The following is a 26505-nucleotide window of genomic DNA, read 5'->3' on the forward strand; positions in this document are numbered from 1 at the left end:
CCCGGTCCGTCCCGGTCTCCGGTACTTCGCCGGGCCGGGTGCCCGGGCGACGCCGTACGGGAGGTCAGTCCGGCGTGGGTCGGGCGCCCGTCCGAGGCCGCCAGGGGTGCAGCAGGCTCGCGAGGATTTCGCCGGTGCCTGGGAAGGAGGCGGGGTCGTGGAGGCCGACCTGAGCCGGTTCGCGACCGGGGTACCAGGTGAAGCTTCCGAAGAGGTGGTCCCAGCACGACAGGTCGGAGCCGTAGTGCCCGGCTTCCGACAGGTCGGTGCTGTGGTGGAGCCGGTGCTGCTCGGGACTGGCCAGCAGGTGGTTGAACCGCCCGATGCGCACGTCGATGTTGGCGTGGACGAAATAGCCCTGGGCGGCGACGAAGAGCCCCACGACCAGCACGGCCGGACTGGAGAAGCCGATCAGGGCCAGGGTCAGTTGGACGAGGCTCTGGGCCAGCACGATGTCCAGCACGTGGTTGACCCCGTTGTTGGCCACGTTCACCTTCCGCGGAACGTGGTGCACCCCGTGCAGCCGCCAGAGCAGGGCGTTGCGGTGGCCCAGGCGGTGCACGAGGTAGCTGACGAGCGATCCGGCGAGCAGGGCCGCCGGGATCTCGGCCCAGAGGTGGCGGGCCGGCCCGTCGGGGGAGATGCGTCCGACGGCCGTCGTGACGAGGAGCTGCGCCAGAGCGCTTCCGGCCATGGTGAGCAGGAAGTAGACCCCGTACCAGCGCCACTCGTCCTTTCCGGGATGCCAGTCCCGCTCGTACGGAATCAGCCGTTCCAGGAGTGACAGATACGTCAGGACGCCCACCAGGAAAAGCGGACTCACCCGGGCCGGATCCCATGGGAGGCGCAGCGCGGCCGTGCCCACGAGGACGACGGCCAGCAGAAGGACGGGATAAGCGGTCACGCGAAGAACGGAACGCAGGGTGTCCCTGGCCGCTTTCCGACCCTCGGCCGGTATTCCGGCCGAATGGATCTCGCCCTTGGCGGACCCTTCGCACTCGTCCATCGTGCCCCTCCACGAGCGGTGTGACAGGAGAGAACTTCGCTCAGCCGCAGGTCGTCCTGCCTGAGTCAGTCGCGGGCACTCGGGGACGCGGCGGACGCCGCTCGTGTGCCGATGTATTCGAGACACCCGGCTCCGCTGGAACGGGCCGTGGCGCGAACTGATGCCCCCGGCTTCATCAGTCGAGGTCATCTATTTCCCGTTCCATCGTCTTTAACCGCAGCCGACATACGGAAATGCCGGGCGGCGCCCGGTGGAAGGGCGGGCCACTCGTTGAAAGTCGGTCAATTAATAGGAATAATTTCCTGATGAGGTTGTGGGAATCGTGAGAGAGGCGCGCTTTTCCGCGCCGCAGTGCGTATTTCAGCGCACAGGCGCGCCGTCACCGCCGATCGTGCGCCCGCGCGCAGGACATAGCTCCGCGCGCCGCCCTGGACGCCCGTACACGCCCGTACACGCCGAAGGGCCGCTCCGGCCGCCGCGAGGCGTACCGGAGCGGCCACAGGTCCTCCCGCTCCGCTGGATCAGGCGCTCTCGCGCGGGACCTCCTCGTTCCAGGTCCGCGAGAAGACCCGTCGACCGTTCTCGTAACCGTCGAGCGTCGCGTCCACCTTGAACGTCTCCTCGTCGGAGGTGAGCACGGTGCTGGTCTCCACCCGTACGTCCCAGTCGTCCCGCCGGAACCGCATCGTCCAGGCCGCCCTGCCGCGCAGCGACCCGAAGTCGTCCGCCACCGAGCTGTACGTCTCGCACGCCCGCAGCCCGACCTCGATGCCGTTCTCCTCGAACCTCCGCAGACCGTGGTCCTTCACGACGTCCAGAGCCGAGTGGTAGTCGACCAGGCTCCTGGTCACGTTCCAGCTCTGCTCGGGCTCGGTGAGCGGGGTGACGTCCGGGGGAGCGCAGCCCTCCGGCTCCCCGAACGGCGACGTCGGCGCGTTGTCGGGCTCCTGTGCCGGCCGCACCGGAAGAGTGAGCGAGCTGCCGCTCTCGTGCACGGTGAGCAGGACCGGCTTCGGAGCCGGCCACACCAGCGGCCAGTACGAGGTGGAGAGCGACAGCCGGACGCGGTTCCCGGCCGGGAAAGCCTGGGCCACACCGTTCAGCGGGATCCGCACACGGTAGCGGCGGCCCGGCTCCAACTCCTCGGGCCGCTCCTCGGACGAGCGATGCGTCAGGTTCAGCACGCCGTACGTCACCCGCGTGGCCCGCCCGTCGGGAGCGACGTCCGAGAGACGCGCGGTGACCTGCGCCACCGGCTCGCTGGACTCCACCTCCAGCTCGACGGAGGGCGACCCCAGGATCTCCAGCGTCCGGGGCAGCGGCTCGGAGGTGAAGACCAGCGAACCCCCGTCCTCCTCGCGCTGGTCGTAGGGCAGGTCGGGCGGCGCGTTGTACGAAGCCCACTTTCCGGCGAACTGCCCCACGGAAAGAGGAGATTGCACGGTCAGCACCCGCCCGGGACCGGCCTCCCCTCCCTCGTCGCCGGCTTCACCCGGCATGAGGACGGCACGGTCCCGCAGCGCGTGGCGCTCCTCGCGGACGTGGGGCGAGGGCCAGGACGGCTCACCCACCCACCGTCCGGGCCGCTCCTCGTACGACGTGGACGGAGGCACGCTCTCCTGCATCCAGGCCCGGAGCATGGGGCCCTCCATCACTCCGTTGTCCACGCCCTTGAGCCAGTGGTCCCACCAGCGCACCACCTCCTGCAAGTACCCGATGGCGGGGCCCGGTTCGCCCAGGTGCGGCAGTTTGTGCGACCACGGTCCGATCAGCCCCCTGCGCGGGACGTCCACCCGGCTCAGCAGCCGGGTGACCGCGTTGGAGTACCCGTCGGCCCAGCCGCTGGAGGCGAGCACGGGACAGCGCAGCGCCGTGTAGTCCTCACTCAGCGAGGCGTGCCGCCAGTAGTCGTCACGGCGTTGGTGGCGCAGCCACTCCAGGACCCACGGCCGCGCCGACTCCAGCCGCTCGTGCCACATGTCCCGCCAGCGTTCCCCCACGACCCGGGGATCGGGCGGGCAGGTGGCGTAGGCGAACATGGTCCCCGCCTCGGCCAGGTTGTCGGAGAGCATCGCTCCGCCGAGGTAGTGCATGTCGTCCGCGTACCGGTCGTCGGTGAACGAGGCGATGACGATCGCGCCGAGGCTCGGCGGCCGGCGGGCGGCGACCTGCAGCGCGGCGAAGGCCCCCCAGGAGATGCCCATCATCCCGGTGGTGCCGTCGCACCACGGCTGTTGCGCCAGCCAGGCGAGCACTTCCTCGGCGTCCCGCTGCTCCTGTTCCAGGTACTCGTCCCGCAGCACGCCCTCGGACTCCCCGGTGCCCCGCAGGTCCACCCGGACGCAGGCGTAGCCGTGCCCCGCGATGTAGGGGTGGTGGATCGCGTCGCGGGTGGAGGTCAGGTCGTTCTTGCGGTACGGGATGTACTCCAGGATGGCCGGCACCGGCTCCTGGTCGGAGGAGACCGGCCGCCAGACGCGGGCGGAGAGGCGCACTCCGTCCGGCATGGGGATGGTGACGTGGTTCTCTTCCCTGGTCTCGCAGGGGAGCTGGTCGACATGGCGCATGAGGGATGCTCCTTTCCTCAGCCGGTGGGGGGCGGTCAGGCGGACTTCAGGTCCCGCCCGCCCGGCGCGGTCTCGTCGAAGGTGAGGCCGAGCGCGGCGACGCACCGGTCGAACTTGCGGCGGAGGTCGGCCTCGTCGTCGCCGCCGGTGAAGATGTGGGCGACCTCGTAGCTGTAGCTGTCCTGCTGCGAGACGGACGAGAGGCGCTGGCCCTCGGCGGGCACCACGTCGATCCGTACGCCCGGTATCTCCTTCTCGATGCGGGCTATCTCGTCCGGACCGGGCACCTCGTGCACACGACCCTCGCCGAACCAGCGGTAGTACCACTTCGCCGCGAGCCGGTACGGGCCGCCGGCCACGGGAAGCGCGGGGTCCTTGTCGAGCGCGAGGCTGAGCATGCGGTGGTGGTTCGGCGCCCCGTCGACGTAGTCGAAGAGCTCCGCGTGCGACTGGGAGTGCCGGGGGTTGATCTCCAGGAGGCTGATCTTCTGCGTCTTGGGGTCGTAGAAGTACTCGATGCTGAAGGTGGCCCGGTCCATGCCGATCTGCTCCATGGTCCGCCGGCTCACGTCGTGCATCTGCCGGATCACCGCGTCGGGAAGGGTGCTCGGATACTGGTGGCGCAGGAACGACGAGGAGCCCGGGTAGTTGATGGAGTCCAGGGCCCCGTAGACGACGACCTCGCCGTCGTGGACATAGCCCTCCACCGCCGCCTGGAGGCCGGTCATGGCCTCCTCGGCCAGACACACCTGGCCGCCCACGTCCCGCATCTCCGGAGGAAGGTCGAGCAGGCCGAGCACGTGCTCGAAGGGCCTGCCGACCCGGGCGATCCCGGCGCGGATCTCCTTGACCGCCTCCCGGAACTCATCCATGTCCGCCACGCCGTAGGCCAGTTCCGAGGAGTACGACAGGGCCGGCTTGAGCCACATCGGGAAGTCGACGTCCTTCGGCGGTCGCGGGTCGTCGCTGTCGAGGTCCACCCGCCCGAAGCGCGGACAGTTGTCGACGACCTTCGCCTGCTCCAGCCGGCTCCAGTACTTGTGCTCGCACTTGACCACGGATTCGAGACTGGTCGTACGTGTGCCGTACTCCTCGCCGAGCATCGGTACGAGCGTGCTGACCGGGAAGTCCCAGTAGCCGACGATCGCGTCTATCTCGCCGTCGAAGGAGTCGAGAATCCGCCGCGCCTCGGCCAGCAGATCGGGGACGGACACCTCGCCCTCCTGGAGCTCCTCGATCGTGAGCAGGGGGTGGAAGGCGTAGGAGTCGGCGTCCGGCACGGCGTTGAGCATCGAAAGGTTCGCCGGATCCAGACCGATGATGAATACGTTGTGACGTCGTGTTTCTGACATATCGTATGCCTTTCTGAGGAAGGGGATCCCCGGCGCGTACCCGGCTCCTCCGCTTCGAATCAGAGAGCCGAATCACCTGGGATATCCACGAATTCGGGAACAGACCGCGCTGATTCAGGGCGATGGCCTCGTGCGACACGCCCGTCCGCACCCGGTGAACCGGGGTACGGCGCACAGGAGCTGGGCCCCTCCGAGGGGCCGTGTCGCCCCGGGCCACCGCATGCGTATGGCCCGGCGCGGCGGCCGGGCCATAAACGCGCGTCGTCCTCTGCCGGACCGCCTGACCCCGGAGCGAGCCGGTAAACCTCGATGTGTGAGGTCGGACGAGACGGGCACGCGGTGTCGCAGAGAGCGCTGCGGAAATTCCCAACGGAATCCCGGCGCCGCCCGGTTGTCCACGACGACGGGCACTTTCCCCCTTCATCGAGGAGCGTATTCATGAGTGAGAAGATGTGGGCCTACCAGCCGACCACCGGACACACCTCGGGCACCGACCTCATCGGTTTCAAGGTCGAGGCGACCGACGGGAGCATCGGCAAGGTGGACAAGCACTCGGACGACGTCAACTCCTCCTACCTCGTGGTCGACACGGGTCTGTGGATCTTCGGCAAGCACGTGCTGCTGCCGGCCGGCACGGTACGCGCCGTGGACCAGGCGGAGCGCAGGATCTTCGTCGACCTCACCAAGGACCAGATCAAGGACTCCCCGGAGTTCGACAAGGACAAGCACGCCGGCGACGCCGGATACCACCAGCAGGTCGGCGGCTACTACGAGAGCCACCGCCGCCACTGACGCCATCGCAGGACAGTCGCCCGTGCGGGGCGGGCCGGGAGACGCACCGGGCCCGCCCCGCAGGCAGGCGCGCACCTGCCCGCACCGCAGACCCCGCCACCAGGCCGCCGCCCCTCCCACACGCCTATGAACCCGCGCCCCGCCGCTACCGCCCTGCTGCGCCGGTCCGACGGTGTGCCGGCGCGCCCGCGCCTCAAGGCCGCCGCGTCGCTCGCGTCCGGCACACTGCTCGCGGCCCCCCGAACCACAGGCGACGCTGTTCACCTGAGGGGCACGGGGCGAGCCCTACGCTGGAGCCGCAGCTGCCCGATCTCCGCAGCGTTCTTCATCAGCTCGGCGTTCACCCAGGCCACCATGTGCGCGACGGTGTGCCGGGGATCGTTCGGCCACGGGAACGGGGCGACCGCGGCCAGGTCGTCGGCCGTGAGGCGATCCAGGGCCGCGAGCCACTCTGCGCGCAGGCCGACCAACTGGTCGACTGCGGCCCGGCCGGGTCCGGGCCAGGCGATGTCGTCGCGTTCCCGTGGGGCCTTGCTGCCGGCGTGGTCCGTCGCCGTGCTCCACCACCAGCTGATGTGCCAGCTCAACCAGGCGATCGTCGGCAGCGGCACCGGATCGGGCTCGTTCTCCGCCCAGTCGGCCGTCCACGTCCCGTCGTCGGCGCGACGCAGCGTCCAGCAGACGGCTGCCGGCTCCCACAGGAAGTCCTCGGGTTCTAGCCGTTCCAGGTGGTAGGTGAACAGCGCCCAGGTCAGATCGAACTGCCAGCGCAGTAGATCGAGCGAGAAGACGGGTTCCTCCGGAGAATCAGTCACCTGGGGACCCTCGCACGGCTTCGACGGCCGGGAGCACCGAATATCCGACCGGTCTTCGCGACCGGAACCTTCGGCCCCGTGTACGCCGCCCCGCGCGATCGCCGCGGCCCGGAGGCGGTTCTCGACGTCACCGTCTGATCAGGGCATTCCCGGGCAGGAGATGCCGTGCCGCGAAGAGCGGGGCCGGTGTGCCCGCCTCCGCGGTGAAACGTCCGGGTCGGTGACCCGGGCGCGAAGGACCGGCGCACCGACACCGACGAAAGGCCACCACCGATGTCCCCTGTGACCGAGCAATGGGGAGAGGTCCTGCGGACCCACCTCGCCCTCGGCGAAGACCGCCCCGCCGTGCGTGCGGCGGCGACCTTCTCTTCCGAGGCGGGTTTCTTCGCCGCCGTCGGCCGGGAGGGCGAGGACGCCTGGCGGTACTTCCGTGACGTCGCCCCCGCGCTGCAAGAGGAGGCGGACGGCGGGAACCGGGGCCGGGACGACGTCGAGGCCCTGAGCACGGTGTGCGAGGAGACCCTCCACCCGCGCGGCCTCCGGCTCGCGGGCGTGGACTGGCGGCGCGAGAGCCTGGAGCGGGTCACCGACGCCGTCACCGGGACCGAACTCGACCTGGCGCTGCTGCGCGACGGCAGTCGCAGCATGTGGGTCGTCAGGACCCGGCAGGGCGTCTGCACCTTCGTCCTCGTCGACGGGGAGACGGAGGGCCACGCCACCGAGGCCCGCTCCCTCGCGCTCGACTTCGACTCCTTCCTGGCCGGCCAGGGCTACTGACCCCGGGCGGCCGGCCCGGACCCTCCGGCCGGCGGCTCCGGGGCGTCGCCGGCCAGCTCGGGTTCCAGGCCCTCGCCCATCCCCGTACGCCGGCGGCCCGCGTCCGCCCGCCACGCCTCGAACGCCCAGCCGGTCAGGACCACCACCGCGCCGCCGAGCAGCCAGCCGCCCACCACATCGCTGAACCAGTGCACGCCGAGAGCGATCCGGGTGAAGCCCACCCCCAGGACCGACACCACCGCCACACCCCAGCACAGCGCCCGCCAGGCACGCGGCACCATCGGCAGCAGCACCAGCAGCAGGACGGCGAACGACGTGGTCGCCGTCATCGCGTGCCCCGACGGGAACGAGTACCCGGGCGCCTGCGCCACCGGATCCTCCAGGGACGGCCTCGCCCGCTCCACGACGACCTTCACGAGCACCCCGATCAGCGCCCCGCCGCCCGCCGTCAGCGCGGCCCAGGCGGCGAGCCGCCAGGCGCGGCGGCGCAGCAGCCACAACGTCACCAGGGCGACGGCCCCGCGGAGGGTCGCCGGGTCCCACACCCAGTCGGACAGGATGCGCAACGTACCGGTCCACTCGGGGTGTTCGAGGGCGATCGCGTGCAGCCGCCGGGCCGCGCCCGCGTCCAGCCGCCGCAAGGGGGGCCAGCGCCCCTCGACCAGGACGAGCAGCAGGGCGAACGGGACCGCCGCGAGGCCGGCGACCGCGACGGCTCCCGGCAGGCGCACGCCGAACCGGCGGTCCGCCCGGCGGTTGCGGCGCTCCTCGGCCGCGGAGGTCGTGTCGAGTGAGGACATGTCAGGCTCCCGGATCAGCGGTGATCGGACCGGGCTTGCGCGCGCGGGCGGCTTCCAGCTGGGCGGCGAAGGAGAGTCCGACGAAGAGGGCTATGGAGGTCAGGTAGGCCCACAGGAGCAGCGACATGAAGGCGCTGAGCGGTCCGTAGACGGTGTCGAAGGAGCCGCTGATCCCGAGGTAGAGGCTGAGCAGCCAGCTCAGCAGCGTCCACAGCACCAGGTAGACGGCGGCGCCGAAGGCGAGCCAGGTGTACCCGGGCTGTTTGCGGCGCGGCGAGCGGCGGAAGACGGCGCTCGCCGAGATGAGGGCGAGCAGCAGGCCGAGCGGCCAGCGGAGCAGGTCCCAGGCCGTCCTGGCGCCGTCGCTCAGACCGTAGACGGACGCCGCGGCTCTCACCAGGTCCCCGCCGGCCACCATCATGACCGAGCCGATGCCGAGCGGCAGGCCCGCGCTCACGGACATGACGAGGCCGCGCAGGTACTTGCGGTGGAAGACCCGGTCCCGCTCCACGCCGTAGATCCGGTTGGCGCCGCGTTCTATCTGGCACATCGCCGTCGTGACGTTGGCCAGCGAGAAGGCGAGCCCCAGCCAGAGCGCGATCCGCGGACCGTCGCCGCCTCCCTGGCGGTTGCGGTCCAGCGCGTCCTCCACCACTCCGGCGCTCGGCCCCTCGCTGATGCCGCGGATCGTCAGCTCCGCGAGCTTGCCGACGCTCTCGGTGTGCAGCTCGGTGGAGAGCCCGACGAAGGCGATCACCAGGGGAATGACGGCCAGCACCGTCTGCAGGGCCAGCGCGCGGGCGTGGCTGAAGCCGTCCGCGTAGCGGAACCGGACGAACGCGTCGCGCAGCAGCGGCCAGCGGCCGTATCTGCGCAGCGCCGCCAGCGCCTCGTCGGCGGACAGTTCGTCACCGGTCATGTCACGGGTCACCGGTACCCGGGTCGCGGTTCCCATCACTTCTCCCGGGCGGGCAGCAGGATCGTGAGGGCGCCGGGCCTGACCTCGGCGGCGATCCGCAGGCCGGGGCCCACCGGATCGCCGTCCACCTCACGGGGCTGCGGTCGCGCGAAGGCCAGTTCGGCACGGCGGAAGGTGAAGAACTCCACCGCGCCCCCGCCGCCCGCGCGTCGACCCGTACCGCCCGGCGCGCCGCCGTCGCGCGAGGGGCCGCGCAGCAGCACGCCGGCCGCGCGCAGCCAGCCGCCCGCCCCGCGCGGGTCGAAGAGCGCGAGGTCGAGCACGCCGTCGTCGGGCCGGGCGTCGGGGACGGGCGCCGCGCCGCCCTGCACCGTGCCGATGTTCGCGAGGAGGACCATCCGGGCGGTACGGCGAAGCTCCGGCGCGCCGTCGAGCGTGATCGCCAGGCGCATCCTCGGCGCCCGCAGGCCCTGGAAACCGGCCAGCACGTACGCGGGCCAGCCGAGGGCCGACTTGGCGCGGTCCGAGGTCCCTTCGAGCATGGCCGCGTCGAGACCGGCGCCCGACATGGCGGTGAAGTGCGTGGCGGGAATGCCGTCGCCCTCGACGCGGCCGAGGTCGAGCGCGTGCGGTTCGCCGGCGAGACCGGCCGCCAGCGCGTCGGCGGGGCCGAGGGGCAGGCCGAGGTTCCGGGCGAGCAGATTGCCCGTGCCGCAGGGTACGAGGACCATCGGCACACCCGTGCCGGCCAGGGCGTCGGCGACCGCGCGGACCGTGCCGTCCCCGCCGCACACCACGACGAGGCCGGCCCCGCCGCGGACCGCCTCCGCCGTCTGGCCGCCACCGGTCTCCCGCGCCGTGGTGTCGACGAAGTCCACGTCCCGATAACCCTGTTGGGCCAGGATCAGCCGCAGTCTGCCGCGGGTCGCGGTGTCGGTCACCGTCGGGTTCACGATCACGACCGCGTGCCCGCGCGCCGGGCCCGGCCGGCTCTCGGCGGCGGCCACGGCGATGTCGACCGCGTCGGCCGGGGGCGGCGCGGCCCACGCGTCGTCGGCGAGCACGGCCCGGCCCACGACGATCAGCGACAGCGCGCCGTTGAGCAGGCCGCCCACCACGTCGGTGGGGTGGTGCATGCCCCGGTAGAGCCGGGCCGCTCCCACGAGGAGCGGGATCAGCAGCAACAGCGCGCCCACGACCTTGCGCCACGGGCCGCGGGCCCGGGACAGGACGAGAACGGCGAGGCCGGCGTAGAGCGCGGTGGCCGCGCCGGTGTGCCCGGAGGTGTAACTGGAGGTCGGCGGGGAGTCGTCCAGGCGTTCCACGTCCGGGCGGGTGCGGTCCACGGACTCCGTGATGACGAGGAACACCAGGGACTGGAGCGAGACGCCGAGCGCGAGGAAGACGGCCTCACGCCACAGCGGGAGCCGGGGGGCCAGGACGAGGAACAGGCAGACCAGGAGGGTGACCGCCACCACCGTGGCGGTGTCGCCCGCGCCGGAGGCGATCTCCGAGGCGGTGGTGAGAGCACCGCCGCGCAGACGCTCCAAGCCCTCGTTCACCGCGTCCTCGGCGGTCAGCGGCCACAGGTCGCGCGCCGGGCCGGTGATCAGCAGCCCGATCCCCGCCATCATCGCCGCCTGACAGACGGCGAACGCCCCGATACGCGCCGCCGCCCGGCCGCTTCCGCTGGTCAGGGCGGGCGAGCGGCCCGGTCGTCGTGGACTCGGCGTGCTCGCGGCACCGGTCGCTCTCGCCGGAATGGCAGTCGGCATCAGATCCCCCACGGTCGGCCCGCCGCACGGCGGCGCCGCAGAAGGGTGTTCTTCTCCGGCGCTACGCCGTCTTCCCTGAAAGCGGCACGGCAGACCTGGTGGAGCGGGACGAGGTATCCGCCCGCACAGCGCGGGCGGATACCTCGGCGCGCGGGCCGAGGCGGCCGGGGGAGGGCGCCCGCGCCCGTCCCCGCGCCGCCGGGGACGGCGGTGCCGCGCTCAGCCGTCCGCGTTCCGCGAGCGGGGCGGAAGCTCCGCGGTGTCGAGGAAGAAGGCGTCGATCCCCTGCACCGACTTGATGAACGCGTCGAGGTTGACGGGCTTGGTCACATACGCGTTGGCGTGCTGGCGGTAGGCGTCCTCCACGTCGTCGGGGGCGGCCGACGTCGTCAGCACCACCACCGGAATCCCGCCGAGCGAGGCGTCGTCCTTGAGCACGGCCAGCAGCTCACGGCCGTTCATCCGCGGCATGTTCAGGTCGAGGACGATGAGGTCGGGCCGCTCCTTCTCGGGGTCGCGCAGGTACTGGAGGGCGGCGAGGCCGTCGGTCACCTGGTCGATGGTGCGGGCCATGCCGCGGTCGACCAGGGCCTCCTCGATGAGCAGGGCGTCCGCCGGGTCGTCCTCGACGAGGAGGACGCTGTAGGGGCGGTCGACGGTGAATGCGTTCACGTTGGGGCTCCGGTGGGTGGGGAGAGGACGGGTGGGGGGCTCGGCGGTGAAGACCAGACCCGGCCAGCGCCTGCGGGCGCCCTGCCTGCTGATCCCCCACGCCGCTCCGAGCTGGGGATACTTCGCGCCCGCCCTGGCTGCCGATGAGGCTTCGGCCTGGGCCTGCTCGCTGACTGCCCTGCTGATGTAGGCGAGGACCCGGAGCCGGGCGAGCGCGTCCGCGCCCCCGGGACCCGCGTCCTGCCCTCCGGCGTGCGCGGCCTCGGGCCGCGCCGCCGGTGAGCGGCCTGTCAGACTCTGTTCGGCGATCCGCCGGGCCAGTTCCTGTACGCCTCTCTCCGTGAGCACGTGCAGCAACTCGTGATCATCGGAAGTGGAGAGGTCGTGGCCCATGGACGTCAGCGTAGGCGCTGCGGCGGACCCGCGACAACAAGCGTTGTCGCCGACGGTATTCTGTTCCGGCTCGGAGCCTCCGGGCTCAAGACCGAGGAGCACCGCCGTGGGCCTGGACGCCGCCGCGCACACCCGTAAGCCGATGAGGCCCGCGACCGCGGGGTGGACGACGCGTCACTGGCTCGCGATCAGCACGGCCGCCGCGCTCTCCCTGCTGCTCGCCCTCATCCTCTGCGGCAGCTGGGTCCTGGCCAGGTCGACGACGATCAACACCCGTCTCGTCGACCACTCGACCCCGGCGCTGCTGGCCTCGGTCCGGCTGGAGAGCGCCCTGATCAACCAGGAGACGGGGATACGCGGTTACGGGGCCACCGCGAAGCCGACGTTCCTCACCCCCTACCGCGACGGCCTGACGAAACAGCGCGAGGCCGTGCGCGCGCTGCGCGCCGCGGCCGAAAGCGACGCCATGACCGAGCGCGACCTCGCCGACGTGCAGAAGCGCGCCGGAACCTGGCAGGCCCGCGTCGCCCGGCCCATCGCCTCGGCTGCCGACCCCAGGGCCGAGAGCCGGGCGCGCTCGCTGGAGGGGAAGACCCTCTTCGACTCCGTACGCTCGGCCCTGGCCACCCAGCAGGCGCATCTGGAGGCCCAGCGGGCCGCCGCCCGGGCCGACCTCCAGGACGCCCGGACCTTGCGGAACTGGTCCTTCAGCGCCATCGCCGCCACCATCCTCGCGCTCACCGCACTCGTCTTCATCGGACTGCGCCGGGGCGTCACCAGCCATCTGGACCGGCTCTCCGACCACGTGCGGGTCGTCGCCGGCGGTGACTTCAGCCATCCGGTGACCGGTACCGGCCCCGCGGACCTGCGGCTGCTCGCCGCGGACGTGGAGAGCATGCGCGCCCGGCTCGCCGCCGAACTCGACTTCCGCGACCGGGCCCAGGCCGACCTCGCCGCCCAGGCCGAGGAGCTGCGCCGCTCCAACGGTGAGCTGGAGCAGTTCGCCTATGTCGCCTCGCACGACCTCCAGGAACCGCTGCGCAAGGTGGCGAGCTTCTGCCAGCTGCTGGAACGCCGCTACGCCAAGGACCTCGACGAGCGCGCGTCGCAGTACATCGCCTTCGCCGTCGACGGGGCGACCCGGATGCAGAGCCTCATCAACGACCTGCTCGCCTTCTCGCGCGTCGGGCGGTTGACGGCCGAGCACCAGCGCGTCGACCTGGAGGAGAAGTTCGAGCGGACCGTCAGCTCGCTCAGCGTGGCCGTCGAGGAGTCCGGCGCGACCATCACGCACGACCCGCTGCCGACGCTGTCCGGGGAGCCGGGCCAGCTCAGCATGCTGTTCCAGAACCTCCTCACCAACGCGATCAAGTTCCGGACCCCCGGCCGGCCGCCCGTGATCCACCTCGGCTGCCGGGCCGTCGGCGACGGCTGGGAGTTCGCCGTCACGGACAACGGCATCGGCATCGACCAGGAGTTCGCCGAGCGGGTCTTCGTCGTCTTCCAGCGCCTGCACACCCGAGAGCAGTACGCGGGCAACGGCATCGGACTGGCCCTGTGCAAGAAGATCGTCGAGTACCACGGGGGCAGGATCGCCGTGGATCCCGGCCACGCGCCCGGCACGCGGATCGTCTTCACCCTGCTGGAACCGACCGCGCCCGTACCCGCCCAGCAGGGCGGGGAACCCGGCCCCCGCGCGAGCGCCGTCCCCGCCGTGTGACCCCGCGCCCCTCCCCAGTACGGGGCGGAGGCGCGTTCCGGGCGTGGGAGGACGCCGAAGGCGGCCGTGACCTGCCTCTCTGTCGAACATGTCCGCGAAAAGGAGGGTGTGAGAGCCGGGGCGCGGGGAAGACGCCGTACGTATGGCGGAGAAAGAAGTGACCTCGGAGAACGGTGTGGCCCCCGGTGAAGACCCGGAGCACACCGCGCACGCTGCCGACCCCCTCCGCTTCCCGGCCGCGCGGCGGGTGCCCGCGACGGCGGGGGAGGCCCGGGACCAGGTGAAGGCCCTGCTCAGCACCCAGTTCTGCGATCTCAGGGGCGAGGACCTGGATGACGTGGTGGTCGCCGACGCCCTGCTGGTGACCTCCGAACTCGTCACCAACGCGATCCGCCACGCGGGCGGCCTGACCGCCTTCGACGCCGTCCTCGTGGACGACGCCCTGCTCGTGGAGGTGGCCGACGCGAGTCACCGGCTGCCGGCCGCCGCGGGTCCGATGGACACGGCCGTGCTCCGCATGGGCGGTCTGGGCTGGTCGATGATCTGCCGCCTCGCCCGGCATGTGGCGGTGATCCCGGGACCGGAGGGGAAGCGGATCACCGCGCTCGTTCCGCTGTACTGACCCGGACCGGCCGAGGTCGGACGACCCGCGTCGGACCGGGGGCGCCCGGTCCGACGCGGAGCGATCAGTGCGGCGCCAGAGCGCTCAGCAGTTCGTCGCACAAGGCCATCGTGCCGACGTTGTCCGCCGCCGAGGAGAGTGACGGAGCGCCGTGCGCCACGGTGTCCAGGAAGTGCCGTACCTCCGCCGCGAAGCCCCTCAGGTAGAGATCCTGATGGCCGCCGGAGGCCGGTGAGTTGACGGACCGGACCACGACCGCCTCCTCGCCCAGCTCCTGCCAGGGCTCCGCACCGCCCGGAGCGGCCGGCCGGGCGTGGTGGTGGGTGAGGGAGGTGAGGTTCTCCACCCGGGCGAACCCGCGCTGCCCGGTGACGGTCAGCTCCTCCTGCTCCCGGCCCCACGCGGGCACGCCGGCCAGCGTCAGGTTCCCGATCACCCCGCTGTGCGTGCGCAGCGTCATGGCCATGCTGATGTCGGCGCCCCGCGAGTTGCGGAACCCCGTGACCTCGGCGACGTCGCCGAACAGCCACCGGACCAGGTCGACGAGGTGGATCGCGCCGTACTTGAGATAGGTGTCGTCCCGGAGCGTGTCCGTCCACGGGCTGAAGGCGAAGAACCCCTGGAAGGAGACGACCCTGCCGAACGCCGCCTCGTCCGCCATGAGCGCGGCGAGTCTGCGGTAGGCCGGGGCGTGGCGCTTCATGAAGCCCACCGTCACCTCGCGCCCGCACCGCTCGGCGGTCTCCGCCACGCGCCGGGCCTCCGCCTCGTTCAGGCCGAGCGGCTTCTCCACGAAGACGTGAGCGCCCGCCTCCAGGCACTCCTGCGCCACCGCGGCCTGGTCCTCCGGGGCGACGCTGACGAAGACGGCGTCGAGAGCGTCCTCGGCCAGCATCCGCCGGTGGTCGCCGTGCCCCCGGTCCGCGCCGTGCAGAGCCGCCGCCGCCCGGGCCGCCGCCTCGTCACGGGTCGCGATGCTCGTCAGGCGCGCACCCGCGAGCTCCAGGGCGGGGTAGAGGTTCGCACGGGCGTGCCTCCCGTGCCCGATGAACCCGATCCGCAGGTCCTCGACGCGCTGTGCCACTGGTTCCTCCTGGTCGGTGTCGGTGCCGGAGCCCTGCGGGATCACGCGTGGGCCGCGTAACCGGGCAGCACCACGTCGTCGATGAGCTCGTTGCGCTCGTCGTAGGGGATGAACGCGCTCCTGAGCGCGTCGACCGTGACCGCCCGCAGGTCGTCGAGCGTCCAGCCGGCCTCGGCGACGAGCAGCGACATCTCGCGGGTCATCGTCGTCCCCGACACCAGCCGGTTGTCGGTGTTCACGGTGACGCGGAAGCCGAGCCGGCGCAGCTCGGTGATCGGGTGCTCCGCGATCGAGGTCGCGGCGCCCGTCTGGAGGTTGGAGGTGGGGCACATCTCCAACGCGATCCGGCGGTCGCGGATCCAGGAGGCGAGCCTGCCGAGCTTCCCGTCGACGATGTCGTCCATGATGCGGACGCCGTGCCCGATGCGCTGCGCGCCGCAGGTCTGGAGGGCCTGGTGCATGCTGGGCAGCCCGTGGGCCTCGCCGGCGTGGATGGTGAACGGCACGCTCTCGGAGCGCAGGTGGTCGAAGGCGGCGAGGTGATCGGCCGGCGGGAAGCCGTCCTCGGCGCCGGCGATGTCGAACCCGACGACGCCCGCGTCCCGGTACGCCACCGCGAGGTCGGCGATCTCACGGGTGCGGCCGAACATGCGCATGCCGCACAGCAGGGTGCCGACCCGCACCGGAGTGCCGGCGGCGGCGGCCTTCGCCCGGCCGGCGGCCAGGCCCTCCTGCACGGTCTCGACGACCTCGCCCAGGGTGAGCCCGGCCTTCAGCATCAGCTCGGGCGCGTAGCGCACCTCGCCGTACACCACGCCGTCGGCGGCGAGGTCGAGCACGTACTCCTCGGCGGTGCGCAGCAGTCCCTCGCGGTGCTGCATGACGGCCAGGGTGTGCTCGAACGTGGCGATGTAGCGGACCAGGTCGCCGGAGTTCGCCGCCTCGACGTACCAGGCGGCCAGTCCGTCCGGGTCGGTGGTGGGCAGCCGGTGGCCGACGGCGGCGGCCAGTTCGACGAGGGTGGCCGGGCGCAGTCCACCGTCGAGGTGGTCGTGCAGGACGGCCTTGGGCAGCTGTGCGATGGCGTCGGGTGAGAGGGCGGCGGTGGTCATGCGGGTTCCTCGGTTCAGCGGACAGGTGTACGGGGGAGAGGGTCGGGGGTGTGCGGGCGCGGGGCTCCCGGTTCAGTCGGCGGTCAGCCGGGCGACCAGGCTCGCGGCGATCTCGCGGTCCACGTCGGCCGGGACGGGCTGCGCGCCGGGTGCGAGGGGCAGGGCGGCCACGGCGGCGAGGCTGCGGGCCTGGAGCGTCAGTCCCAGGTCCATGGCCTGGATCGGGTTGCCCTTGGCCGCGGTGAGGTTGATCATCGCGGTGCCGGCCAGCACGGTGATCTCGCGGCCGTCGGACAGGCGGTGGACGGCGCGTTCGTCGCCCGCCGTCCCGTACCGCCTGATGGACGCGGTGCGCGCGGCGAGCGCCGCCTGGTCCACTTCCCAGGCCCGGTGGCCCACACCGGCGACGATCGTGCCGTCGGCCAGGGCGTCGAGCTGGTCGGCTCCGACGACCCCGGGGTGTCCGGTGGCGAGGAACAGCAGACGGGTGCGGGGCAGCAGGGTGTCGAGCGGGCCGACCTCGTGGCCGTGCATCACCGCTTCCAGCGCCCGGTACGGATCGGTCTCGGCCACCGACACCCGGGCCCCGAGCCGGGCCAGGGTGTTGGCGACGCCGAGCCCGCAGGGCCCGTAACCGACCACGGTGGCCCGTGCCCCCGGCAGCATCAGGTTCGTCGCGTTCATGAAGCCCTGGACCACGCTCTGCCCCACGCCGAACTCGTTCTCCACCAGCAGCTTGAGGCGGCTGTCATTGATCACCACGACCGGGAACGGCGGCGGGGACGGCAGGGCGCGGATGCGCAGCGCCCCGGTCGTCGTCTCCTCGGTGCCGCCGACGAGGTGCGGCGGTCCGCCGCCCTCCAGCGCCGCGACGGTCAGGTCTCCGCCGTTGTCGAGCAGCAGATGCGGGTCGCACGCGAGCACCCGGTCGATGTGGTGGCGGTGCCGGTCGGGGGTGTCGTCGCGCCGCCCGTACACGGTCGTGCCGCTCGCGCGCAGGGCGTCGGCGGTGTCGTCCTGGGTGGTCCCGGGGGAACCGGTGAGCGTGACCTCAGCCCCGGCCTCCGTGAGCAGAGCGACCAGGGCCGCCGTCTTGGGCTCGATGTGCAGGCACATCGCGATCCGCTTGCCGGCCAGCACGGCACCGTGCCGGCGCACGGTCTCGCGCAGCAGCGGCATGTGGCGCAGGGCCCAGTCGGTGCCGTCGTGCCGGACGGCGGAGAGGAAGGGCAGGGACATGGTCACTCCTACGAACGTGGCGAAGTTCCGGCGGCGCCGGAGTACGGGCGGCGGTGCGGAGCCGTGGAGCACGGCTCGCGGGCCGGGTCAGCCGTACAGATCGCAGCGGTAGGAGTGGTCGCCGAAGATCGGCATCCGGTGGGTGCTCCATCGGGGCGCGGGCCGCGCCATGGTCGATCACCTCCGGTTCCTTCGGTCTCAGCGTCGACAGCTCGCAGGTTATACGTACTACGTCAGAGGAACAAGCCCGTGGGCCGCGTACTCCGAGGAGCACGCGGCCACAGTCCGCAGAGGTCCGCAGGGCCCGCGCGGACCCGGCGGGGCGCGCGGCTCAGCCGGCCATGAGGGGTTCCGCGCGTATGGTCAGCCGCGTGCACTCCGCGACCACGGCCCGCAGGCTGCCGTGCTCGCGGAGCAGCTGCCGCTGGATGCGCGCCCCGTTGCCGCGGGCGAGGAGCGCCGCCAGGCCCTCGCGGGCGCGCTCGGCGTCCCCGTTGTCCTCCAGGGCGTCCTGGACCTGCGAGAACAGCGCCTGGACGACGGTCTCGGCCGGGGCCTCGCGCATCGTGCGGGGATCGATCAGCGGCCCGTCCAGCCCCGACCGGCCGGCGCGCCACGCGGCGAGGCGCAGCAGTCCCACCGGCACGGCGGCCGGAGGCAGTCCGGCCCGCCATTCCCGGGCGGCCGTCTCGACCAGGGCCCGTATCAGCGCGGCGAGCACGACGGTGGTGGAAGCCTCCAGGCAGACGTCGGCGACCCGGATCTCCACCGTCGGGTAGGCGGCCGACAGGCGGGCGTCGAAGTAGACCATGCCCTCGTCCCGGATCGCCCCGGTGGCGACCATCCGGGCGACCTGCTCGTGGTAGCGGTCGGCACTGCCGAAGACCTCCACCGGTCCGGCCGAGGGCCACCGGTTCCACACACGGCTGCGATAACTGCCGTAGCCGCTGTCCTCGTCGTGCCAGAACGGCGAATTGGCGCTCAGGGCGGTCAGCACGGAGAGCCACGGGCGGATGCGGTCCAGCACGGCCACGCCCTCCTCGTCGGATTCCACCGAGACGTGGACGTGGCAGCCGCACGTCAGCTGCTCCAGCGCGGTCAGCCCGAAATGCTCGGCCATCCACCGGTACCGCTCGCCCGCGTTGATGGACGGACTCACCGACAGCGGAGAGGTGGCGATGGCCGCCACCGCCGCTCCCGCACCGGCCGCGTGGGCCGCCGCCTGCCCGCGCAGGCGCACGATCTCCTCCCGCAGCTCGTCCAGCGAGGTCACCGGGCGCGTCGCGAACTCCACCTGTTCCTTCTGGAGCTCCTTCTCGAAGCCGCCCTCCAGGGAGTCGACGGGCCCGGGGGCCGCCGAGGCGAGCACCGCGGCGGACAGCGCCTGGGCCTCGCCCGTCTCCGCGCTCACCAGGAGGAGCTCTTCTTCGACTCCGATACTGCGCACGTTCATCCGATCCCTTCGTGGCGGGTGACGTCCCCCGGGCGACGTACGCGGACCGTCCGCGGCGTCGTGCCGCGCGTGCCGTCCGGCACCGGAGGCCGCGATCATGTGGACATCACCTCAGGGGAGCGAGTGCCCCGGTCCGCCCCGGCCACGCCCCGACGCCGGGTGCTGCGCGGCGGGGGCGGTGCCGTCCCCGGGCGGCACCGCGCAACCGCCCCTGAGGGGACGGCCCTCCGCCGGATCCGCCGGAGAGCGCCCTGCGGGCCCGACACGCCCCGCCGCGGGTCCGCGGTGGTGATTTCGGATGAGTGTACGTTCGTACGCTCTGAACGGTAGGCTGCTCGCATGAGTCTTGCGACGACGACCCGGCCGGGTCCGACGGAACGTCATGCCCGCGTGGCGGTGGGCGTGCTGTTCTTCACCAACGGGGCGTTGTTCGCCAACCTCCTGCCGCGGTATCCGCAGATCAAGGCCGAACTCGATGTGACGAACGCCGTCTACGGGCTGGCCGTCGCGGCGTTCCCGGCCGGGGCGATCGCGGCCGGGATGGCGGCGGGCGTCCTCATCCGCCGGTTCGGCTCGGCCGGGGTGGCGGTGGCCGGAACCATTCTGACCGGCGTCTGGATCCTGGCCGCGGGGCTGGCGTCGTCGTTCACGGTCTTCGCCGTCGCCCTGTTCCTCGCGGGAGCGATGGACGCGATCACCGACGTCGCCCAGAACGCTCACGGCCTCCGGGTCCAGCGCCGCTACGGGCGGTCCATCATCAACTCCTTCCACGCCGTCTGGTCGATCGGCGCCGTGACCGGCGGCGCGATGGCGGCCGGGGCGATCGCGCTCGGCCTCTCACGGGGGGTGCACCTGGGCGTCTCGGCGGCCGTGTTCGCGGTGGCCGCGCTGGTCGCCCTGCGCTTCTGCCTGCCGGGGCGCGAGGCGGACCGGGCCGACGACCCGGCTGACGGCCCGGCCGGGGACGCCTCCGGCGCGCCGGGCCGGGCGGGCAGTGCGGGCCCGGGGCGCGGGCCGCGTACGTCGTGGGTGCTGGGCGCACTCGTGCTGATCGCCACGGCGGGGGCGCTGGTGGAGGACGCGGGCAGTTCGTGGGCCGCCGTCTACCTGTCGGACGCGCTGCACGCGCCGGTCGCGTTGGCCGCGTCGGGATTCATCGCGCTCGTGGGCGCCCAGTTCGTCGGACGGCTCGTCGGCGACCGGCTGGTCGACCGGTTCGGCCAGCGGGCCGTGGCCCGCGAGGGAGGTCTCCTCGTTGCGGTGGGCATGGGCGTCGCCCTGGCGTTTCCGACGGTTCCCGGGACGATCGCCGGCTTCGCCGCCGCGGGGCTCGGAGTGGCCACGCTGGTTCCCGCCGCGATGCAGGGGGCGGACGAGCTGCCCGGCCTCCGCCCCGGCACCGGGCTGACCCTCGTGTCCTGGCTCATGCGGCTGGGCTTCCTGTTCTCTCCGCCCGTCGTCGGGCTGATCGCCGACGCGACGAGCCTGCGCACGGGGCTGCTCGTCGTGCCCGCCGCCGGGCTGCTCGTCGTACTCCTGGCCGGTGTCCTGCGGACGCGCCGCGGCTGACTGCCCGTCACCCCTGGCCCGGCGGGCGGTGGCCCCGCGCCGTTCGAGGGCGGGCGCGGGCGACGTACCCGGCGGTCTCGCCCCACCGGGTCCGTGTGCCGCCGTGTCGCCGGGAACGGCGGGCCCCGGAAACCTACGGTGGGGTGATGCGACGTGCTCCCTGGTGGGTGCTGCTGTCTGCGGGCGGCGCCCCTGTACTCCTGGTCGGTGGTTGGACGATTGCGCAATTGCTCCAGGGCCCCGCCTACGACCCGGTGGGAGACACGCTGAGCGTGCTGGCGTCCCACGGCGCGCGCGGCTACTGGCTGATGACGGGCATGCTCATCGTGCTGGGGGCCTGCTACGTGATCACCGCGCACGGGCTGCGGGAGGCGGCGACCGCCGGGAGGGCGGCGTTGGCCGGCGGCGGGCTCTGCGCCATGGCCCTGACGCTGGTTCCCGCCCCGCTGCGGGGCGGTTCCTTCGGCCACGGAGTGGTGGCCGCGTCCGGGTTCGTGCTGCTCGCGGTGTGGCCCGCGCTGGCCGCGAGCCGGGGACGCAAGACGGTGCCCTGGGCTCTGCGGTTCAACGTGTCGATCCTGGCCACCTCCCTGATGTGCGCGAACGCGGTGTGGTTCGTGGTCGAGCTGCAGAGCGGTCAGGCTCCGGGCGTCGCCGAGCGGGTGCTGACCTTCGTCCAGGCACTGTGGCCGCTGGTCGTGGCCGCCTCCTGCCGGCTGTGGCCGCCCCGGCCCGCGGAGGCGACGTCCTGACCGCGGGACGGACGGGGAGCCCGGGGCCGGGGCCGTCCGGACGACACCGAGATCCGCCGCACCGCACACCGCGCCGGGACCCCGTCGCCCGCTCCGCCTCTACGTCACGGTGATGGCCTGTACGGGGCAGACGCGGGCGGCCTCACCGACCGTGGGGCCCCTGTCCTCGCCCCCGGAAGGCGGCAGGACCTCGCTGAAGCCGTCCTCGTCCTGGGTGAAGATCTTCGGGGCCGCGAGCGCGCACTGGCCGGCGCCGATGCACACGTCCCGGTCGATCTCGATGCTGATCGGCATGATCACGCTCCTTTCGGTGGGGCTGCGTTCACCGGGTCGCGGGATTCCCGGGTCAGGGCATTCCCGGATCACGGTGTTCACCAGGTCACGGGCAGTTCGAGCATCCCCTGGACCGTGTCGCCGGGTTTGAAGGGGATGGTGTCCGCGGGCCGGGCCAGCCGCAGATCGGGAAGCCGGTCGAAGAGGGTGCGGAGCGCTGTCTCCATCTCGGCGCGCGCCAGGTTCTGCCCGAGGCACTGGTGGATGCCGAAACCGAAGGCGACGTGCTGGCGCGCGTACCGGTGGAGATCGAGCTCGTCCGGCTCCGGGTACACGGCGGGATCGCGGTTGATGACCGAGGCGGGCAGGACCACTCCCTCGCCGGAGCGGATCGTCACTCCGCCCACCTCGATGTCCTGAACCGCCAGCCGGGACATGCCGTCGGCGATGGACAGGTAGCGCAGCAGCTCCTCGACCGCCGAGGGCACGACCGCGTCCGTCGAGCGCAGTCGGGCCAGCTGATCGGGGTGCTGGAGGAGCGTGAACGTTCCCAGCGAGATCATGTTGGCCGTCGTCTCATGACCTGCGACGAGCAGGACCTGGGCCAGACGGACCAGCTGGTCCCGGTCGATCGCGCCGGTGTCGAGCTGCTTGCTGATCAGCTCGTCGAGCAGCCCTTCACCGGGATCCCTCTGCTTGCGGGAGATCAGCGCGCGGAAGTACTCGGAGAGCGCCGCGCGTGCGGTGTCGACGTCGTCGGCGGTCGGGCCGCGCAGGAGTTTGCGCGACTGCGCCTCGAAGAACTCGTGGTCGGCGTACGGAACGCCCAGCAGCGCGCAGATGACCATCGAGGGGACGGGCAGCGCGAAGGACGTCACCAGATCCGCGGGCGGCCCCTGCTCGATCATGGCGTCCAGCAGGCGGTCCACGGTCTCCTGGATCTGCGGGCGCAGGGCCGCGACCCGCTTGACGGTGAAGCTGGGGATCAGCGTGCGGCGCTGGGCGTGGTGCTCGGGGTCGTCGACGCCGAGGAGTTCGATACGCCGCTGGGCGGTGCCGGCGAGCCTCGCGGTGAGCATCGGGAAGGCCGGGTTCTCGCGGGCGGACGACAGGCGCGGGTCGGCCAGAAGCGCGCGGGCCTCCGCGTGGCCGGTGACCAGCCACACCGTACGGCCGTCGTAGAGCGTGGCGCGGCTCAGCGGTGTCGCCTCACGGCCGGGCGCGCGGTAGCCGGTGGGCGGGTGGAAAGGACAGGTGCGGTCCTGCGGGAACGAGACAGCCGGGGATTCTGGCATGCGGGCCTCACAGACGGGTGACGGATGAGCCTGCCGATCCCTCTACTAGATGCCCAAGGCTCCTAATTGGGCTAGGTGATGTTCGGCCAACTCCGTGTATGACCCAAATAACGTGTCGGCCGCCATCGCACCCTCGCGGGCCACTCCGCCGCCCCTCGACTGTCAGTGCCCGCTCTTACCGTTGTCGGCAGGTGCTGGGGAGGCCAGGGCCGGTGAGAGGGACGGAGCGATCGATGGGCGAGATCACCGTGAGCAGCGGCCATCTGGGACGGCTGCTCGCCGACAGCGTCGGGCGCCGGGGCCACCGCTCGTACCAGGCCGTGTTCGCCGAGCTCGCGGACGCGCATCGCGGCCGGCCGGTGACGGAGATACTGCCGCTGCTGATACGCGCCGCCGATGAGGCGCTGCTCGGGTTCTCCGCCGAGGACCTGCGCGAGCAGGCCGAGGCGATCCACTCCGGCCGGCGGTACGCCCTCCGCGTCCGCGTGACGTGAGGCGGGACGGGCGGCGGCGCCCCGGACGCCGGTCCGCCGCGTGCGGCCGGCAGGGGACCGCCGGGTCAGGAGCGGGCGGTTCCCGCTCCTGACGAGGGAGTCCGGGGCGCGCCCGTCCCGGCGCGCGCCGTCATCAGCTCGGTCGACGGTCCCCCGCGGACGGAGCTCAGACCATCTGGCCGTCGTAGTCCGGGAGCTTGAACGTGCGCTCGGCGTGACCGCCGACGAGGTCGCTGGAGCTGTTCCCGATGTTGGCGATGATCTTGTAGCCCTTCGCCTCGATCTCGGCCCGCTTCTTCGTCTTGTACGCCTTGACGTCGAGGAGGTCCAGGAGCTCGGTGACGTAGAGCCCGTCGACGGGGTAGCCGGTGTCCTTCAGGTTCCGGTCCGTGAGGGGTCCGACGAAGCCCGGGCGGGCCGTGACGAAGAAGACGTCCACGCCACGGGAGTCGGCGTAGCGGGCCAGGTCCCGGATGTCGGCGACCGCGGGGGTGGGCTCCCAGAACGGGTGGAAGTGCGTCTCCAGGGCGGTGTTGTCGACGTCCAGGACGATCGCCTGCTTCTCCGAGCCGGCGTTGCCGCTCCGCGCCTCGATCCAGGGGCGCGCCTCGGCGGCGACAGCGGCGACGTCCTTCCGCCAGGTTTCGTAGTCGACGGCGGCGGCCGAGGAGGTGTCGCCGACGGTGGTGGCGGCGGCCGGCGCCGTCTCGGCGGCGGTGGCCGTGGTGGCCGGGATCGCGACGAGGGCGAGGGTCGCGGCGAGGGCGGCGACGGCGCGCGGGGTCCTGGAGTTGGCATGCATGGAGGTCTCCTGCAGTGGGAGTTGCCGACGAGTGGGGTCGCTCCGCACGAACGGGGTTACGTGCGGGTACATATGATGGGTGTTCAGCGAATCGCGAACCACTGACCGCCAGGGGTACTTGCGTTGCGCCGACTCGTCTGTCGAGTGCCGGTCGCGGCCTCCCAGGGGGGCCCAATTAGCCGCTGCGCAGGCAACATGGCGGGGCGGGCGGACTTCCCGCGCCGCCGCCGCCGCTTCGCCCGACGCCTCCGCCTGCTCCCGCAACGCTCGCCGGGTGTGAGTGTTGCGCCCGGCGTACCGTGATGTCGCCCGCCGCCCGGCGGCCCTCCTCGCCCCCGGGCCGCGGTGTGGAGCCGCCCGTAGACACTCGCGGACGTCGGGCCCCCGGATCGCCCGCACGTACGCGCCCACGTCGTGACGCGCCGGGCATCCCGTACAGAGCAGCCTGCTTCAGTACAGGAGCCCGGCGGGTGCCCGGCCGGCCGGTCAGCGCACGGTCCGCACCAGCTTGTGGTTGGCGAACTCCTCCATCCCGAACCGACCCAGCTCACGGCCGAAACCGGAGCGCTTCACCCCGCCGAACGGCAGCTCGGCCGCGGTGCCCGCCGGACCGCCGACGAACACCATGCCGGCCTCCAGCTGCCGGGCCACCCGCTCCGCCTGCTCGCTGTCGTCGGTCTGCACCGAGGCGCTGAGGCCATAGGGCGAGTTGTTGGCGAAGGCGACGGCCTCGTCCTCCGTACCCACCCGGAACAGCAGCGCGACCGGGCCGAACAGCTCCTCCTTGTAGGCCCGCATGTCCGGAGTGATTCCGGCCAGCACCGTCGCCTCGTACCAGGCGCCCGGGCGGTCGATCCGCTTGCCTCCGGCCAGTACGGTCGCCCCTTTGGAGACGGCGTCCTGGACCTGCTCGTCCAGTGCCTGCACGGCCTTCTCCGAGGAGAGCGGCCCCAGGAAGGTGTCCGGGTCGGTGGGGTCGCCGGGAACGATGGCCCGGACCGCCGCGGTGTACTGCTCGGCGAAGGCGTCGTAGTGCTCGTCCAGCGCGATGATGCGCTTGGAGGCGTTGCACGCCTGGCCCGCGTTGATCATCCGGCCCGTGAGGGTGTTCTTCACGACCCGCGACAGATCCGAGACACCGAGGATCAGGTAGGGGTCGGAACCGCCCAGTTCGAGCACGACCTTCTTCAGGTTGCGGCCCGCGATCTCGGCCACCGCCGCTCCGGCCCGCTCGGAGCCCGTCAGCGACACGCCCTGGATCCGGTCGTCGGCGATGAGGTCCGCGACCTGGTCGTTGGTGGCGAAGACGTTCACGTACACGCCCTCCGGCACCCCCGCGTCCTGGAACAGGCTTTCCATCTCCAGGGCGGACTCCGGGCACTGGGGCGCGTGCTTGAGCAGGACGGCGTTGCCGAGCATCAGGTTGGGGGCCGCGAAGCGGGCCACCTGGTAGTAGGGGAAGTTCCACGGCATGATCCCCAGCAGCGTGCCGACCGCCTCCTTGCGGATGACCGCGCGCCCGCCGGACGCGACGTCCAGTTCCTCCTCCCGGAGGAACTCCTCGCCGTGGTCCGCGTAGTAGCGGTAGATCGAGATCACGACGTCGATCTCGCCCGCCGCCTGTTTGACGGGCTTCCCCATTTCCCGCGTGATGACGGCGGCGAGGTCCTGCTTGCGCTCCTCGTAGAGGTCCGCGACCCGTCGCAGCACCGCCGCACGGTCCGCCGGCGGACGGACGGCCCACTCACGCTGCGCGGCGTCGGCGAGCTTCAGCTTCTCCAGCAGTTCGGCATCGGTGGCCGTCGGGTACTCGCGCACGGTCTCGCCGGTCGCGGGGTTGACGATTCGGTAGCTCTCCATGACGTCCTCTCGTTCGCCGGGCGGAAAAACGCAGGCGGAGCGGTGTCTCCGTAGGTTTCCGGACGGTACGGGCAACCACCTACCCGCCGGACAGACCGGGACACCTCGCGCCGGCCCGCGCGACTCCGGTCTATCCGACGTCGGGCCCGACCGCCCGTCGGACGGCCGCCGCGGCGGACCGGCCGGTTGCGGCAACGTGGTGAGAGACCGTGCCCGTCCTCGCACGCCCGGCGAGGGAAGAGGCGGTGACACCATTCTGCCCGGCCCACGGACCCCTGTCACCGTCCTCCGGAATGATCTTCAGTACCGCCGTGTGCCCATAAGCTGCTGTCCGGCGATCACAACACACGTATCGGAGAGGA

23 protein-coding genes are annotated in these 26505 nt (G+C 72.2%); 7 read left to right on the forward strand and 16 right to left on the reverse strand.

Going from position 1 to position 26505, the window contains the following annotated elements:
• Nucleotides 1-64: 64 nt before the first annotated feature.
• The 3 genes from EES43_RS28925 to EES43_RS28935 form a co-directional block, all read right to left on the reverse strand.
• On the reverse strand, nucleotides 65-1006 hold the full coding sequence (locus EES43_RS28925) for a sterol desaturase family protein (protein WP_124271509.1): 942 nt from the start codon (nucleotides 1004-1006) through the stop codon (nucleotides 65-67).
• 521 nt (nucleotides 1007-1527) lie between these two features.
• Nucleotides 1528-3573 carry a CocE/NonD family hydrolase gene (locus tag EES43_RS28930; protein ID WP_124271510.1) on the reverse strand — a complete coding sequence of 682 codons (2046 nt, stop codon included), beginning with the start codon at nucleotides 3571-3573 and terminating at the stop codon, nucleotides 1528-1530.
• Between the two features lie 35 nt (nucleotides 3574-3608).
• On the reverse strand, nucleotides 3609-4925 hold the full coding sequence (locus tag EES43_RS28935; protein ID WP_124271511.1) for an ATP-grasp domain-containing protein: 1317 nt from the start codon (nucleotides 4923-4925) through the stop codon (nucleotides 3609-3611).
• 438 nt (nucleotides 4926-5363) lie between these two features.
• On the opposite strand from EES43_RS28935, the gene EES43_RS28940 reads away from it, so the two are divergent.
• On the forward strand, nucleotides 5364-5717 hold the full coding sequence (locus EES43_RS28940; protein ID WP_124271512.1) for a PRC-barrel domain-containing protein: 354 nt from the start codon (nucleotides 5364-5366) through the stop codon (nucleotides 5715-5717).
• Nucleotides 5718-5977: 260 nt separating this feature from the next.
• Here EES43_RS28940 and EES43_RS28945 read toward each other — a convergent pair whose 3' ends face one another.
• A complete protein-coding gene (locus EES43_RS28945) occupies nucleotides 5978-6532 on the reverse strand; it encodes a DinB family protein (RefSeq protein WP_124271513.1) in 555 nt (184 codons plus the stop codon).
• A gap of 273 nt (nucleotides 6533-6805) precedes the next feature.
• Here EES43_RS28945 and EES43_RS28950 point away from each other — a divergent pair, with 273 nt between their 5' ends.
• Nucleotides 6806-7309 (forward strand): hypothetical protein, encoded by a 504-nt coding sequence (locus tag EES43_RS28950; RefSeq protein WP_124271514.1) that lies wholly within the window; start codon nucleotides 6806-6808, stop codon nucleotides 7307-7309.
• Here EES43_RS28950 and EES43_RS28955 read toward each other — a convergent pair.
• From EES43_RS28955 to EES43_RS28970, 4 genes are all read right to left on the reverse strand, one after another.
• On the reverse strand, nucleotides 7303-8109 hold the full coding sequence (locus EES43_RS28955; protein WP_124271515.1) for a phosphatase PAP2 family protein: 807 nt from the start codon (nucleotides 8107-8109) through the stop codon (nucleotides 7303-7305). The two genes, EES43_RS28950 and EES43_RS28955, sit on opposite strands and share 7 nt — an antisense overlap.
• 1 nt (nucleotide 8110) lies before the next feature.
• Nucleotides 8111-9064, reverse strand: a complete 954-nt coding sequence (locus EES43_RS28960) for a YihY/virulence factor BrkB family protein (RefSeq protein ID WP_124271516.1) — start codon at nucleotides 9062-9064, stop codon at nucleotides 8111-8113.
• The gene (locus EES43_RS28965) at nucleotides 9064-10803 is read right to left on the reverse strand and encodes a bifunctional phosphatase PAP2/diacylglycerol kinase family protein (protein ID WP_124271517.1); all 1740 of its coding nucleotides are present in this window, start codon (nucleotides 10801-10803) and stop codon (nucleotides 9064-9066) included. The genes EES43_RS28960 and EES43_RS28965 overlap by 1 nt, the downstream gene beginning before the upstream one ends.
• Before the next feature lie 219 nt (nucleotides 10804-11022).
• Nucleotides 11023-11868, reverse strand: coding sequence for a response regulator (locus tag EES43_RS28970; protein WP_124271518.1), 846 nt, complete (start codon nucleotides 11866-11868; stop codon nucleotides 11023-11025).
• 106 nt (nucleotides 11869-11974) lie between these two features.
• Between EES43_RS28970 and EES43_RS28975 the strand changes: the two genes are divergently transcribed.
• Both EES43_RS28975 and EES43_RS28980 read left to right on the forward strand, forming a co-directional pair.
• Complete coding sequence (locus EES43_RS28975) at nucleotides 11975-13588, forward strand: sensor histidine kinase (RefSeq protein ID WP_241192569.1); 1614 nt, start codon at nucleotides 11975-11977, stop codon at nucleotides 13586-13588.
• A gap of 157 nt (nucleotides 13589-13745) precedes the next feature.
• A complete protein-coding gene (locus EES43_RS28980) occupies nucleotides 13746-14210 on the forward strand; it encodes an ATP-binding protein (protein ID WP_241192570.1) in 465 nt (154 codons plus the stop codon).
• A 64-nt stretch (nucleotides 14211-14274) separates the two neighbouring features.
• Here EES43_RS28980 and EES43_RS28985 read toward each other — a convergent pair whose 3' ends face one another.
• The 4 genes from EES43_RS28985 to EES43_RS29000 all read right to left on the reverse strand — a co-directional run bounded on the left by EES43_RS28985 (nucleotide 14275) and on the right by EES43_RS29000 (nucleotide 19098).
• Nucleotides 14275-15294, reverse strand: coding sequence for a Gfo/Idh/MocA family oxidoreductase (locus EES43_RS28985; RefSeq protein WP_164493304.1), 1020 nt, complete (start codon nucleotides 15292-15294; stop codon nucleotides 14275-14277).
• Between the two features lie 41 nt (nucleotides 15295-15335).
• Nucleotides 15336-16406 carry an adenosine deaminase gene (locus EES43_RS28990; RefSeq protein WP_124271521.1) on the reverse strand — a complete coding sequence of 357 codons (1071 nt, stop codon included), beginning with the start codon at nucleotides 16404-16406 and terminating at the stop codon, nucleotides 15336-15338.
• A gap of 72 nt (nucleotides 16407-16478) precedes the next feature.
• Complete coding sequence (locus EES43_RS28995) at nucleotides 16479-17645, reverse strand: adenosylhomocysteinase (protein ID WP_124271522.1); 1167 nt, start codon at nucleotides 17643-17645, stop codon at nucleotides 16479-16481.
• 331 nt (nucleotides 17646-17976) lie between these two features.
• Nucleotides 17977-19098, reverse strand: coding sequence for a glutamate--cysteine ligase (locus tag EES43_RS29000; RefSeq protein ID WP_124271523.1), 1122 nt, complete (start codon nucleotides 19096-19098; stop codon nucleotides 17977-17979).
• Nucleotides 19099-19437: 339 nt separating this feature from the next.
• Here EES43_RS29000 and EES43_RS29005 point away from each other — a divergent pair, with 339 nt between their 5' ends.
• Both EES43_RS29005 and EES43_RS29010 read left to right on the forward strand, forming a co-directional pair.
• Nucleotides 19438-20667, forward strand: a complete 1230-nt coding sequence (locus EES43_RS29005) for an MFS transporter (RefSeq protein ID WP_124271524.1) — start codon at nucleotides 19438-19440, stop codon at nucleotides 20665-20667.
• Nucleotides 20668-20813: 146 nt separating this feature from the next.
• Entirely contained in the window at nucleotides 20814-21419 is a 606-nt protein-coding gene (locus EES43_RS29010) for a DUF998 domain-containing protein (RefSeq protein ID WP_124271525.1), read from the forward strand.
• A gap of 99 nt (nucleotides 21420-21518) precedes the next feature.
• Here EES43_RS29010 and EES43_RS29015 read toward each other — a convergent pair whose 3' ends face one another.
• Complete coding sequence (locus EES43_RS29015; RefSeq protein WP_206430145.1) at nucleotides 21519-21713, reverse strand: ferredoxin; 195 nt, start codon at nucleotides 21711-21713, stop codon at nucleotides 21519-21521.
• Nucleotides 21714-21790: 77 nt separating this feature from the next.
• Entirely contained in the window at nucleotides 21791-22987 is a 1197-nt protein-coding gene (locus tag EES43_RS29020; protein ID WP_124271526.1) for a cytochrome P450, read from the reverse strand.
• 233 nt (nucleotides 22988-23220) lie between these two features.
• On the opposite strand from EES43_RS29020, the gene EES43_RS29025 reads away from it, so the two are divergent.
• Complete coding sequence (locus tag EES43_RS29025) at nucleotides 23221-23481, forward strand: hypothetical protein (RefSeq protein ID WP_124271527.1); 261 nt, start codon at nucleotides 23221-23223, stop codon at nucleotides 23479-23481.
• Nucleotides 23482-23647: 166 nt separating this feature from the next.
• On the opposite strand, the gene EES43_RS29030 is transcribed toward EES43_RS29025, so the two are convergent.
• Nucleotides 23648-24283 carry an HAD family acid phosphatase gene (locus EES43_RS29030; protein ID WP_124271528.1) on the reverse strand — a complete coding sequence of 212 codons (636 nt, stop codon included), beginning with the start codon at nucleotides 24281-24283 and terminating at the stop codon, nucleotides 23648-23650.
• Between the two features lie 486 nt (nucleotides 24284-24769).
• On the reverse strand, nucleotides 24770-26143 hold the full coding sequence (locus EES43_RS29035) for an NAD-dependent succinate-semialdehyde dehydrogenase (RefSeq protein WP_124271529.1): 1374 nt from the start codon (nucleotides 26141-26143) through the stop codon (nucleotides 24770-24772).
• Nucleotides 26144-26505: the final 362 nt, after the last annotated feature.

Source organism: Streptomyces sp. ADI96-02 (assembly GCF_003846185.1).
In the GTDB taxonomy this organism is placed as follows: Bacteria; Actinomycetota; Actinomycetes; order Streptomycetales; family Streptomycetaceae; genus Streptomyces.